Raw genomic sequence first — 12,589 nt, 5'->3', positions numbered from 1 at the left:
AGACGTCGCCTTCGGCGACCCTCAGGATGAGGTCATAGTTTCCCGCCGCGGGTATAACTTTGATGAGGGGTCGCGTCGGCCGATCGTGACGACGTCGTGAAAAGACGGGCGCCGAGCCGTGCGCAAAGCGCCTCGGCCTGCGACCAAAGGCGAAGATTTTTGCGCGCGCAGGGGCTCGGGGTGATGTCGTCGGCAGGGCGTCGGTGTCTGGTCGGCGTCGCGTCGGGATTGCTTCGCTGTCGCGTCGGCCTGCGGCGCATTCACGACACGCTGGAGGGAAGCACCGACGGAGCGGGGCCGAAGTGGGGTCGAAGTCCCCCTCCCCCGGCATCCTCGCCGTCGCTCGGATGGCGACCTCACCCCGCGAGCGGGGAGAGGTCGGGAGCGACGCGAGCGGCCGAGGGGGCCGAGCGGCCGCCGGAGCGAGAGAAGGAGAAGACGCTCAGGCCAAATGATCGGCGAGCGCGGCCGGGCCGGCGGCGAGCGGGAAAACATCCCAGATCGCGAGAAAGCGGCTTTCGTTGCGGGTCAGCCCGTCCGGCTCGACCAGCGCGACATGGCCCTCGGCGGCCCGCTTGGTGATCTGGTGCGCGAAGATACGCAGCGTCTGCTCGTGGAAGCGGGCGCCGACGAAGGCGAAGGCGCGACCGTGGCGACGCTCCTGCACCACCGCGGGGATCGGCGTCTGGATGTCGATCTCGGTCAGAACCTCGACATAGTCGGAATCCGACACGAGGAAATTCTTGTCGGGAACGACCGAGCCGTGCGGCTTGTAGAGCACCGTGGTCCAGGCGGCGGCCTCGGCCGGGTCGACCTCGGTGCCGCTCGCGTCGTACGCCTTGGTCCAGATGTCGCGGGTCGCGTGGGCGCGGGTCGTGCCCTGCACCTCGCCCCAGTCGGTGCGGCCGCTCTCGGCGAGCGCGGTGCGCATCGCGCCGTCGTACCAGGTGTCGACGATCAGCGGCAGCGGCAGCTTTGCGAGCGCCCGATGCAGCGCGGTCGGCGGCACGGGCGTGCGAAAAATCTCGGCCATCAGCGCGGTCAGCGTCTTGCGATGGCGGCGGCTCTCGATGAATTGGGCGGTCTGCCACAGATTGTTGCGGATCCGCCCCGGCACCGCGACCTTGGCATTGAGCGCGGCGGCGAGATCCTCCGGCAGCAGCGGTACCAGCGGCATCGATGGCGCGGCGGCCTTCAGCACGTCGGGCCCGAGATAGGGAATCATCCGGCCGCTGCGCAGCGCCGCCGCGACCGTCTCCAGCGTCGCATGCGGCGGTCGCGCCGACGCGGCCTGCGGCGTCGGCCGGGAGGCGGGCTGCGAGCCGGCATTCCCGATCTGCTCGATGCTTTCGGTGCTCATGATCTCACGCTGGCTCGTTCCAGATGCGTCGATCGGCCTCGTGCCGCCGCCGCGCGCGTCCGGCGTCGCCGGACCGGGCGGCAACGGCGCGCGACCTACTCGTCGCCGACCTTCCTGGCCTCCACCGTCACCGGCAGGCGGGTTTCCGGCGGCATGTCGGGCAGCACCAGGGTCCAGCCGTTCTTCAGCTTCACCCAGCCGCCCCACATGGCGTCCTTCTCGAGCTCGACGATCGGCTGCTCCAAATCCTTCTTCGGAACGTAGGCCGACAAGCCCTTGTCGGTCTTTCGGATCATGATTTTCACGGGGACTGCTGCTCCGGTTGCGGCGCGGGCGCCGGCGGGATGGCATCGAGGCTGACGAGCTCCTTCGCCCGCATGCCGACGATCACGCCATCGTCGACGAACTCGACGGCGTAAATGTAAAACTGCTGAAGAAACGTGCCGATGTCGCGAACATAGCCGACATCGCCCTTGCGCACGAGGATATCGCCGATCTCGCGACGCGGAAAGGTGCCGTCGTTCTTGACGTACTTGGTGGCCCGCACCTTTTCGCCCGGCGTGAAACGCGGTGGGGAAAAGATCTCGACCTCCTGCTCACGCCCGAGACCCATTGCCGTCCTCCGTGTGTGTCTGCTCGGCCGAAGGCCCGGTCCGCAGCGCGGCGAGCCGCTGCTCGGCGCGTGCCCGCACCTCCGGGTCCGGATCGCGGCACAGCGCCGGCAGCGCCGCCGCCGCACCCCGCTCCGCCACCACGAAGCGCACCCGCAAATCGTCGTCGTCGACCAGCGCCACGAGCTGCGACGGCTCGAGCCGCTCGGCGACCGTGATCCGCACCAGCGGATCGGAATCCCACAGCATCGCCGGCAGCACGTCGGGTTTCACCCGGCGGGCGACCTCGCAGCGCACCTGCGGATCGGGGTCGTGCATCGCGCTCGGCAAAACGTCCGGCGGCACGTGCCGCACCGCGACCAGCCGCACCGCGTAATCGGGATCGCCCAGCATGGCGACCAGGGCGGCGCCTTCGAGGCGCTGCGCCATCACCATGCGGACCTTGCGGTCCGGGTCCTCGCGCAGATGGATGATGCGGGGGAGCGGCAGCCGCTGCGCCACCGCCGCCCGCACGTCGGGCTCCGGGTCGTCGACCAGCGGCGGCAGCAGGAAGATGCTGGCCCGCTTGGCGGCGAGCGCCCGGATCTCGAAATAGGGATGGGCGAGGTATTTTTCCGCCTCGCCCGGATTGCCGGCGAAGAAGCGATCGATCCGCCGGGCCCGGCGGTCGCGCACGCAGACGCGGCCGCGATCGCAGCGCCCCTCCGCCCGGATGTCGCCGTGCGGGCAGTCGACGCAGGAGACGGGATGCCCGAGCCAATCGGTCGGCTCCGGGGCCGCGGCGGCACTGCCCACGCTCGCCATGGCGACGCCCTCCATTGCCGGGGACCGGAATCGGTCAGGCGGGAACGCAGGTGTTCGGCACCGGGCACACCGCGGCGCATTTGGGGTCGTCGCCATCGCACTCGGTGCACTTGCCCGGGTCGATGACATAGACGTCCCGCTTCATCTTGATGGCCGCATTCGGGCACTCGAACTCGCAGGCCCCGCACACGGTGCATTGCGACGCGACGATCTTCAGAGCCATGGTGGTTCTCCTTCTGCTCTGCCTTGCGGTTTGCGCTGCCGGCCGTCCGATGTGACGGGTTTGGCCGGCACCGCTGCGCGGGGGGCCCCGGGCGGGGCGACGATCAGGCGATCATCGCCGTCGCGGGGCGTCCGTACTCGGCCGCGTACCAGGCCGAGACGGCGGTCTCGATATAGTCGTAGGCATAGGCGTCGGTGGCGACGATGCCGGCGGCGCTCAACTGCTCCTGCGGGCACTCGCCGATCTTTGCGCACAACACCACGCCCACGCCGTCGAGCGCGCGGATGGTGGAGTCGAGTGTCGCGTCCTCGCCGAAACCGTCCTGGCAGTAGGCGTTTTCGACCTTGCGATGACCGACGAAACGAACGCCGGCGGAGGACGCCTCGTAAACCTGGAACTCCTTGGCATGCCCGAAATGCTGGTTGACGCGGGCGCCGCCGCGCGTCGTCACCGCCACCAGCACCCGCGCGTCGCTCGCCGCCGCGTCGAGCGTGCGGCCGGCATCGGCCTTGGCGGCGACGTGATCGTCGCGCTCGGCCGCGATCACCTCGCGATATGCCGCGCGCTTGGCGGGGTCGTAGGTGACGGTCTCGGGCAGCTGGTCGAGGGTGAACTCCTGGCCGCGATCCTCACCGAGCAGGCCGACCGCGTCGGCGCGGCACTGGCGGCAGTGGCGCATCAGATTGACGCCGCCCGAGCAGGCGTCCTGCACCGCCATCAGCTCGGCATGCGTCGGCCCACGCTGGCCGGTGAGGCCGAAACAGGTGCCGTGCGCCGGATCGGAGATCAGCGGCATGATGTTGTGCAGGAAGGCGCCGCGCGCCTTCACCGCGGCGTTCACCTCGGCGAGGTGATGGTCGTTGATGCCCGGGATCAGCACCGAGTTGACCTTCACCAGGATGCCGCGCTCGGTCAGCATCTCGAGGCCGAGCATCTGGCGCTCGTGCAGGATCTGCGAGGCGACCAGGCCGGTATGGCGCCGGTTGCCGAAATAGATCCAGGGATAGATTTTTGCGCCGATCATCGGATCGACCATGTTGATGGTGATCGTCACGTGATCGACGTTCATCTCGACCAGCTCGTCGACGTGGTCGGGCAGCGCCAGGCCGTTGGTCGAGATGCACAGCTTGATGTCGGGAATCTCTTTCGCGACCGCCTGAAAGGTCGCCTTGGTCTTCCGCCAGTCGTAGCAGGCGTCGCCCGGCCCGGCGATGCCGAGCACCGAGAGCTGCGGCACCTCGTTGGCGACCGCGATCACCTTGCGCAGCGCCTGCTCGGGGGTCAGCTTCTCGGAGACCACGCCGGGGCGGCTCTCGTTGGCGCAGTCGTACTTGCGGTTACAGTAGTTGCACTGGATGTTGCAGGCCGGCGCGACGGCGACGTGCATGCGCGCGAAATAATGGTGCGCCTCTTCCGAGTAGCACGGATGGTCCTTGATCCGGTTCCACACCTCCGGCGGCAGGTCGCCGGGGCCGCCGCTGGCGCCGCACGAGGAGGATTTGCACCCCGAGGATTTCAGTGCCTCGCGCATCGCGTCCGCCGAGGTGGGGGCGGTGAGGGTTTCGAGCGACACGAAGCTGGCCATGGACCCGTCCTTTGCATGCGCGCAGGTGACGCAAATCCTTTATTCAAGCCCCGTGCCAGTCGTGATGACGTTGTTTCGTAACGTGATTTTCAGATACATCGGGAAAGGTGACATGTCGCGCCCGCGACATCCCGACGACGGCGGCTCGACATCGTGTCGCAACCCCGACAGCCGTGTCGGACGTTTGCGGTGGCGCGAGTGGCCCGAGCGGCTCGCATCGTTGCAGCGGTCGTCGTTCCCTCGCGCGGGCCGCAAGACCGCGCGCCGGTGCGCGGGTGACCGCGAACCGGTGATCACGAGCCGGAAATCCAAATCCACCGACACCGAACAGAGGGTCCGGGCTCGCCGCGTCGCAGCGCCCGGAACGCCCCCTGGAACGACCGAAAGAACTCGGACTCTCATACCAACGGCGACAGAGTCCGACCTCGTCCTGAGGAGCACTCCGCAGGTGTGCGTCTCGAAGGGCGAGGCCACGGTGCGGGCCTCATCCTTCGAGACGTCGCCGTCGGCGACCCTCAGGATGAGGTCATAGTCTTCCGCCGGTGGTATCAGAACCGCTTCAGCTCGATCCCGTGCTTCTTCAGCGCGTAGCCGATCTGGCGCGGGGTGAGGCCGAGCAGGCGGGCGGCCTTGGCCTGCACCCAGCCGGCCCGCTCCATCGCCGCCACCAGACGGTCGCGCTCGGAGCCGGTCAGCGGCCCCTGCCCGCCGTGCTCGATCGGGTCGAACTCGCCATGGCCGTCGAAACCCTCGCCGCCGGGAGCGGGTCCGATGCTGCCGCCCTCCACCTGCGGCGCCGCGCCGGTCCCGCCCGCGCCGGCCGGGGAGGCGGACGGGTGCGGCGGGTAGGTCGGCGGCGCGTGCGGGTGGGGAGCGGCGGGATGAGGCGGCATCGCCCCGTTCCCGGCGCCGGGCACGGCGTGCGGATAGGGGATCGCCGGCGACGACGGCACCGCGCCGGCCTGCGGATTGCGGCCCTTCCACAGGATCGCCGAGGCGCAGTGATCGTTGCGGCAGGCGAAATCGTCGGCGGCGAGCGTCGGCCCCTCGGCCAGCGTCGCGGCGCGCCGCACGCAGTTCTCGAGCTCGCGGACATTGCCGGGGAAGCAGCAGCCCTTCAGCACCTCGACGGCGTCCGGCGTGAGCGCCAGCGCCCGGCCGTTCTCGTCGTTGAAGCGGGCGAGGAACTCGCGGCTCAGCAGCGGGATGTCGCTCTTGCGGTCGCGCAGCGGCGGCAGGAAGACCGGCACCACGTTGATGCGGTAATAGAGGTCGGCGCGGAACTCGCCCTTCGCGACCGCCTCCTCGAGATTGCGGTTGGTGGCGGTGACGAGGCGGACCTGCACCTTGATCGTCTTGGTGCCGCCGACCCGCTCGAACTCGCCCTCCTGCAGCACGCGCAACAGCTTGGCCTGAAAGACCGGCGACATCTCGCCGATCTCGTCGAGAAACAGCGTGCCGCCGTGCGCGAGCTCGAAGCGGCCCTTGCGGGCGGCGACGGCGCCGGTGAAGGCGCCCTTCTCGTGGCCGAACAGCTCGGACTCGAGCACCGATTCCGGCAGCGCCGCGACATTGACCTTGACGAACGGCCCGGCGCTGCACGGCGACAGCTCGTGGATGGCGTGGGCGAACAGCTCCTTGCCGGTGCCCGACTCGCCGCGCAGCAGCACCGGCGAGCGCGAGCGGGCGACCACCGCGATCTTGTCGAGCAGCGTGCGGATCTGCGGGCTGTCGCCGACGATGCCGGCGATCGAGCGGGCGGACGGCGGCTTGTACTCGTCGAGCTCCTTCTGGAGGCGGTGCGCCTCGGTCATCATCCGCTCGCGGTCGAGCAGCAGCACGCGGTGGAGCTGGACGGTCTGGCCGATCAGATTGGCGATCATCACCAGGAAGCGGACGTCGAAGTCGAGCCGCAGCACCGACTGGGCGTCGCACACCCGGTCGATCGTCAGCGTGCCGACCACCTTCGAGCCGATCCGGATCGGCACGCCGATGAAGGAGACGGTCTCGTTCTCGCCGGCGGTCAGCTCGGCGATGTCGGCCGGCTGGAACAGCGGATGCTTGGCGACGTTCGGCACCACCAGCGGCATGCCGGTGGCGATCACGTGGCCGATCGGCTTCTGCGGCAGGCGCGCGTGGAATCGCTCGGCGGAGTCTTCCGACCAGCCGGCCCCGACCGCGATGTCGGGAATCCCGTCGTCGTCGAGCAGCGCGATCACCCCGTGCCGCATCTGCATGAACGAGGCGAGCAGGTTGACCACGTTCGACAACATGGTCTCGAGCCGGCTCGCCGACGTCAGGATCTTCGATATTTCGTAGACGCCCGTGAGGGCGATCTCGCTGCGTGCAGCCGACGGCGCCGACGACACCGCGATCGGCGAACGGTCAGATTCTGCATGACGCATCGGGCATGCTCCATCGGCCTCGGAAGCCTCGCCCCACTGCCTGCATTTCCCGTACGAGTATGCGCGGAACGCAGTGGGTTGTCGCGCCTATATTTTTCGCCCGACCTGCTCGAGAATCGGAGTCGGTGCGCATTTTTTGCCTTTCCCGGCGGGCCGCCGGTGCCGAATCCCGGCACGCACCATGGTCTTTGCGAGCAATCCACAGGTCTTTCGCGACGACGAGAAGCCGATCTTCATTTCATCCAACCGCAACAAATTCGACGATCATCGCAAGTGTCAGAGGTTCTGACCTCCGTTGATCTGAATTTCCTCGCCCGTCACGTAACTCGCGGCGTCCGAGCAGAGAAAGAACAGAACCTTCGCCACCTCGTCCGGCATGCCGACGCGACGCATCGGGATCAACGGTGCGAGGCGCTGTTCGGTTTCCGGCGACAGGATGTCGGTCTTGATCTCGCCCGGCGCGATCGCGTTGACGCGGATGCCGTGCGGGGCGAAGTCGTGCGCCATCTCGCGGGTCAGCGAGGCGAGCGCCGCCTTGGAGGTGGCGTAGGCCGTGCCGGCGAAGGGATGCACGCGCGAGCCGACGATCGAGGTGACGTTGACCACCGTGCCGTGGCCCGCCTTCAGCTCGTCGAACAGGCCGCGGGCGAGCAGGATCGGCGCCAGGAAGTTGACGTGGAAGACGTTCATCCAGGTCGCCACCGGCGTCGTCAGCGAGGAGAGCCGCGCGCCGTCGCCGGCCTTCGGCGAGATGCCGGCATTGTTGATCAGCGCATGCAGCGGGCGGCCGCCCAGGCGCGCCTTGATGTCGATGATGGCGAGCGACAGCGCCCGGTGGTCGGCGAGGTCGACCTGGACGTGATCGTCCGGCCCCTCCTCCCACGGGCAGCGGCCGCGATCGAACGGCTGTCGCGAGCAGGTGATGATCCGCCAGCCCGCCTCGGCGAACAGCTTTACGGTCGAATGGCCGATGCCGCGCGAGGCACCGGTCAAAACCATCGTCTTGGCCTCCCGCGGGCGGCGCTCGGCCAAGGCCTTGTCGGCATGGAACGGGCAGATCGCCTCGAGCACGGCCTGGTCCGGCTGGCCCGCCGCCGGGTCGCCGTGCTCAAGGCTCTGCGGGTGCCCCTGCGGGTGGCCCCCATGGGCGTAGGCCGCGTGCGGATGCTCGCCGGGAGCCGACCCCCCGGAGTGCGGGCAGCCGCCCTCGGCCGGCCCCCGGTCCGGCGCGCCGTGCGCCGGCAGCGATGGGTTCGGCGCGCCGTGATCCGGCAGCGATGGGTTCGGCGCGCCGTGATCCGGCAGCACTTGGTTCGGCGCGCCGTGATCCGGCAGCGCTTGGTTCGGCGCGCCGTGATCCGGCGCATGGCCGCCGTGTCCCACGCCGCCGCACCCCACGCCGTCGTGCTCCACACCGCCGTCCGCCGCGGAGCGGATGCCGGGGGTGCTGGTGTCGTCCGTGACCGTCATGGTCGTGCCCTGCCTCGTGCCATCCTCGCGTGTAATCGCCGCGTGCAATGGCCGCGTGTCCTGTCCGCCGGTGCGGCGCACCGGGACCACCCGGACGTGCCCATCGGCTCGATCGTGCAGGAACCGCGCCAGCCGAAACCGGTCCGGCCGAGGCGACCGAATGAATCATAAGATACCGCGAAGCCACCGCGCTTTATAGGCGGTCCGGGTCATGGATTCGGGGAGGCACGTCGCCGCGGAGACATTGTAGCAAACCCTACAAGGCGGCCGGCCGGCACCGCGTTTCGGCGCCGGAGAGGCGAAACCGTCGCCTCACTCACGGTTGCACGATTCGTGTTCTCTTGATTGCATCCTCCCTGTTGGCAATCTTTGCGTGCATCCGTACCCTGTTCGCGTCACCCCGGCCGGCGAGGAGCCCCATGACCTCTCCCATGACGACCTCTCCCACGACGACGACCACCGCGATCGACCCCCGCACCCGCACCGCGACCGACACCGGCCGCTTCGCCTTCCTGCGCCAGCTGGTGGCCGACGGCATCCCCTACGTGTTCGGCAATCCCGGCAGCTCGGAGGAGAGCCTTCTCGATGCGCTCGGCCGGCCCGAGTTCGCCAGCCTGCGCTACGTGCTGGCGCTGCAGGAGGCGCCAGCGGTGGCGATCGCCGACGCCTATGGCCGCGCCACCGGCCCGGTGAAGCGCGACGGCGACCTTATCGCCTGGAAGCGGCCGGCGGTGGTGCAGCTCCATTCCTATGCCGGCCTCGCGAACGGCCTCGGCATGATGTACTACGCCAAGCGCGGCTATACCCCGATGCTGGTGTTCGCCGGCGAGTCTGGCCTGCGCTACGACGCGCTCGACGGCCAGATGGCCGCCGACCTGCCGGCGATCGCGCGACCGTTCGTGAAGTCCGATCACAACGGCCCGTGCGCCTGGCGGGTCGTCGATCCGGGCTCGCTGCTGCGGCTCACCCGCCGCGCCATCAAGACCGCCTGCACGCCGCCGATGGGGCCGGTGTTTCTCACCCTTCCCATGGACGTGCTGGACGCGCAGGCGAGCGAGCCGGTGGTGCCCTCGCAGCCGGTCGACACCCGCGTCGCGCCACCCGACGACATCGTCGCCGCCGCCGCAAAGGTGCTCGCCGCCGCCGAGCGGCCGCTGATCCTGATGGGCGACGGCATCGTCGCGGCGGACGCGAACGACGCGCTGGTGGCGATCGCCGAGCTGTTGGGGGCCACCGTGTGGGGCGGCAACTGCTCGGAGGTGAGCATGCCCGCCTCGCATCCGCTGTTCGGCGGCTTTCTCGGCCACATGTTCGGCTCGGCGAGCCGGCCGATCACCTCGGCCGCCGATGTGGTGCTGGTGTGCGGCACGACGATCTTGCCGGAAGTGTTTCCCGAGCTCGAGGGCGTGTTCGCGCCGGATGCCAAGGTCGTGCAGTTCGATCTCGGCGTCTCCGAGATCGCCAAGAACTTTCCGGCTCACATCGGCGCGCTCGCCGATCCCAAGCTCGCGCTGGACAAGCTCGCGGCGGCGCTGCGCGAGACGATGACGGAGCCCCAGAAGAAGCGTGCGGCCGCCCGCTCCGACGCCCAGGCGAGGAAAAAGCAGCAGGCGACCGAGGCGGCCCTGGCCGCCGACGCGCGCGAGCGCGACGCCGTGCCGCTGCGCGCCTCGCGCTTCATGGCCGACCTCGCAGCCCGGCTGAAGACGGTGAGACAGCCGGTCGCGATCTTCGACGAAGCCTTGACCCACGGGCCGGAGCTGCTGCGCCATCTGCCGCCGGAAAAGGCCGGATCGTGGTTCCAGACCCGGGTCGGCATGCTCGGCACGGGGCTTCCCGGAACCGTGGGGCTAAAGCTCGCCAAGCCCGACCATCTGGTGATCGGCTTTGCCGGCGACGGCGGCGGCATCGCCACCGTGCAGGCGCTGGCGACCGCCGCCCGACACCGGATCGGCGCGAAATTCGTGGTGCTGAACAACGGAAAGTACCGCATCCTCGAATACAATCTGCAATCCTACCGGCGCGAGCGCGGCCTTCCCGAGACGGCGTTTCCCGACTGCTTCGACCTCGCGCCGCAAAAGCTGCGCTTCGATCTTCTGGCGCAAGGACTCGGCGTCCCGGCGGTGCGGGTGGAGAAAGCGGACGAGATCGCCCCGGCGCTCGACCGCGCGTTTTCCGACGACGCCCCGTTCCTGATCGAGGTGTTGGTCGACGGCACGCTGTGAAACCCCGGCATCACGCGCGGCTTGCGTTGGATCGGCTGCGCGGGCGATAGACGGCGGCTCGAGCCGCCGCTTTCGCCCGTGAGGCCCCGTGACACAGAGCGACACCCCCCGAACGACCCGGTTCCGCCTTCGTGATCTCGTGCTCGGCCTCGTCGCCGCCGCGGCGATCGCCGTCGCGCTGTGGCAGCTCGCGCTGACCACCCGAGGGCTCGACATCCGCAAGGCCACGGTCGGCACCACGCCGGTGACGGTCTTCCGGCCCGCCGACCAGAAAACCCCTGCCCCGGTCGTGGTGATCGCGCACGGCTTTGCCGGATCGCAGCAGCTGATGCAGCCGTTCGCGGTGACGCTGGCGCGCAACGGCTATGTCGCCGTGACGTTCGATTTCCTCGGCCACGGCCGCAATCCGACGCCGGCCGGCGGCGACATCAATCACGTCAGCGGCACGACGGTGCTTCTGGTGAAGCAGCTCGGCGAGGTGCTCGACTTCGCCAAAAATCTCCCCGGCACCAGCGGGCAGATCGCGCTGCTCGGCCATTCGATGGCCTCCGACATCGTGGTGCGCACCGCTCAACAGCATCCCGAGGTTTTTGCCGCCGTCACGGTGTCGATGTTCTCGCCCGCCGTCACCGCCGACAGCCCGAAAAACCTGCTGGTCGTGGTCGGCGACTGGGAGCCGGGGCTGAAGCGGGAGGCGCTGCGGGTGCTGCGGCTCGCGGCCGGACCCGACGCCCAGCCGGGCGTGATGTACGGCTCGTTCGACGACGGCACGGCGCGAAAGATCGTGTTCTCGCCGCATGTCGAGCACGTCGCGGTGTTGTACGGCCCGGCCGGGCTCGCCGCGGCGCGCGACTGGCTCGACGCCGCGTTCCACCATGCCGGCAGCGGTTATGTCGACGACCGCGGGCCGTGGATCGCGCTTCTTCTCCTCGGCATCGTCGCGCTGGCAAAGCCGCTCGCGGGATTGCTGCCGTGGCTGTCACCGACCCCGCTCGGCGCATCCTTGCGTTGGCGCACGCTGTTGCCGGTCGGCCTCGCCCCGGCGGTGCTGACGCCGCTCCTGCTGTGGAAGGCGCCGACCGATTTCCTGCCGATGCTGGTCGGGGATTATCTGGCGCTCCACTTCGCGCTCTACGGCCTTCTCACCGGCGTCGGCCTGTGGCTCGCGGGACGGCTCGGTGGCAGGCAAACGCTCGGCGGGCAAACGCTCGGCGACCCGCCGATCGGTCGACGCGGCGTCGCCCTGCTGCTCCTCTCGGCCGCGCTGGTCGCGCTCTACGGCATCGGCGTGTTCGGCCTCGCGCTCGACACCTACGTGACGTCGTTCGTGCCGGTGGCGCCGCGCCTGCCGATCCTCGCCGCGCTCGCCGCCGGCACGCTGCCTTACTTCCTCGCCGACGAATGGGCGACCCGCGGTGCGGGCGCGGCGCGCGGCGCCTACCCGGCGACCAAGCTCTTTTTCGTGCTGTCGCTCGCGGCGGCGATCGCGCTGAACCTGGAAAAGCTGTTCTTCCTGATCTTGATCGTGCCGGTGATCGTGCTGTTCTTCGTGATCTACGGCCTGTTCAGCCGTTTCGCCTACAGGCGCACGCACCATCCGCTGGTCGGCGCGATCGCCAATGCGCTGGCCTTCGCCTGGGCGATCGCCGTCACCTTCCCGTTGATCCCGCGCTGAAGGCGCGCGAGGAAGGCGGGCGAGCGGGTTTATACTGTTTCCGGCTGAACGGCTCGGGGTTTTACCCTCTCCCGTGGGGAGAGGGTCGGCGAGCGTAGCTCGCCGGGCCAAGGGGCGTATGCTTCGGTGATTTGCTCGAGGTCCCCCTTGGCCGGACCGCTCCGCGGTCCGACCTCTCCCCGGCGGGGCTACGGGATTCACGGAAGTGCTTCGCGTGTGGCGAGGAGGAAG

Annotated in this window: 10 protein-coding genes; 2 read left to right on the top strand and 8 right to left on the bottom strand. The window is 69.3% G+C overall.

All coding sequences use genetic code 11. The features are described from left to right. Positions 1–442: 442 nt before the first annotated feature. The 8 genes from A33M_RS20605 to A33M_RS20570 all read right to left on the bottom strand — a co-directional run bounded on the left by A33M_RS20605 (position 443) and on the right by A33M_RS20570 (position 7,987). A complete protein-coding gene (locus A33M_RS20605; RefSeq protein WP_083850586.1) occupies positions 443–1,360 on the bottom strand; it encodes an SIR2 family NAD-dependent protein deacylase in 918 nt (305 codons plus the stop codon). 95 nt (positions 1,361–1,455) lie between these two features. Next, complete coding sequence (gene nifT / locus A33M_RS20600; protein ID WP_237718433.1) at positions 1,456–1,656, bottom strand: putative nitrogen fixation protein NifT; 201 nt, start codon at positions 1,654–1,656, stop codon at positions 1,456–1,458. A gap of 5 nt (positions 1,657–1,661) precedes the next feature. After that, positions 1,662–1,973, bottom strand: coding sequence for a nitrogen fixation protein NifZ (locus A33M_RS20595; RefSeq protein WP_008391530.1), 312 nt, complete (start codon positions 1,971–1,973; stop codon positions 1,662–1,664). Then, a complete protein-coding gene (locus tag A33M_RS20590) occupies positions 1,957–2,775 on the bottom strand; it encodes a 4Fe4S-binding leucine-rich repeat protein (RefSeq protein WP_157223595.1) in 819 nt (272 codons plus the stop codon). Before A33M_RS20590 ends, A33M_RS20595 begins: the two co-directional genes overlap by 17 nt. Before the next feature lie 34 nt (positions 2,776–2,809). Next, a complete protein-coding gene (locus A33M_RS20585; protein WP_272943336.1) occupies positions 2,810–3,049 on the bottom strand; it encodes a 4Fe-4S dicluster domain-containing protein in 240 nt (79 codons plus the stop codon). A 52-nt stretch (positions 3,050–3,101) separates the two neighbouring features. Then, positions 3,102–4,583 (bottom strand): nitrogenase cofactor biosynthesis protein NifB, encoded by a 1,482-nt coding sequence (nifB, locus tag A33M_RS20580; RefSeq protein WP_008391527.1) that lies wholly within the window; start codon positions 4,581–4,583, stop codon positions 3,102–3,104. A gap of 548 nt (positions 4,584–5,131) precedes the next feature. Continuing rightward, on the bottom strand, positions 5,132–6,988 hold the full coding sequence (nifA, locus tag A33M_RS20575; RefSeq protein WP_008391525.1) for a nif-specific transcriptional activator NifA: 1,857 nt from the start codon (positions 6,986–6,988) through the stop codon (positions 5,132–5,134). Between the two features lie 276 nt (positions 6,989–7,264). After that, the gene (locus tag A33M_RS20570; protein ID WP_202801977.1) at positions 7,265–7,987 is read right to left on the bottom strand and encodes an SDR family NAD(P)-dependent oxidoreductase; all 723 of its coding nucleotides are present in this window, start codon (positions 7,985–7,987) and stop codon (positions 7,265–7,267) included. A gap of 902 nt (positions 7,988–8,889) precedes the next feature. On the opposite strand from A33M_RS20570, the gene A33M_RS20565 reads away from it, so the two are divergent. Continuing rightward, positions 8,890–10,683, top strand: a complete 1,794-nt coding sequence (locus A33M_RS20565) for a thiamine pyrophosphate-binding protein (protein ID WP_157223594.1) — start codon at positions 8,890–8,892, stop codon at positions 10,681–10,683. An 88-nt stretch (positions 10,684–10,771) separates the two neighbouring features. Beyond that, the gene (locus A33M_RS20560) at positions 10,772–12,358 is read left to right on the top strand and encodes an alpha/beta hydrolase (protein WP_008391521.1); all 1,587 of its coding nucleotides are present in this window, start codon (positions 10,772–10,774) and stop codon (positions 12,356–12,358) included. Positions 12,359–12,589: the final 231 nt, after the last annotated feature.

Source organism: Rhodovulum sp. PH10 (assembly GCF_000293785.1).
In the GTDB taxonomy this organism is placed as follows: domain Bacteria; phylum Pseudomonadota; class Alphaproteobacteria; order Rhizobiales; family Xanthobacteraceae; genus Rhodoplanes.
The sequence above is the reverse complement of the archived record's forward strand: the minus strand, read 5'-3'. Positions and strand labels throughout refer to the sequence as shown.

Coding starts and splice junctions, on each gene's coding strand:
- A33M_RS20605 (WP_083850586.1), bottom strand. CDS start 1,360: ATGAGCACCGAAAGCATCGAGCAGATCGGGAATGCCGGCTCGCAGCCC.
- nifT (WP_237718433.1), bottom strand. CDS start 1,656: ATGATCCGAAAGACCGACAAGGGCTTGTCGGCCTACGTTCCGAAGAAG.
- A33M_RS20595 (WP_008391530.1), bottom strand. CDS start 1,973: ATGGGTCTCGGGCGTGAGCAGGAGGTCGAGATCTTTTCCCCACCGCGT.
- A33M_RS20590 (WP_157223595.1), bottom strand. CDS start 2,775: ATGGCGAGCGTGGGCAGTGCCGCCGCGGCCCCGGAGCCGACCGATTGG.
- nifB (WP_008391527.1), bottom strand. CDS start 4,583: ATGGCCAGCTTCGTGTCGCTCGAAACCCTCACCGCCCCCACCTCGGCG.
- nifA (WP_008391525.1), bottom strand. CDS start 6,988: ATGCGTCATGCAGAATCTGACCGTTCGCCGATCGCGGTGTCGTCGGCG.
- A33M_RS20570 (WP_202801977.1), bottom strand. CDS start 7,987: ATGGTTTTGACCGGTGCCTCGCGCGGCATCGGCCATTCGACCGTAAAG.
- A33M_RS20565 (WP_157223594.1), top strand. CDS start 8,890: ATGACGACCTCTCCCACGACGACGACCACCGCGATCGACCCCCGCACC.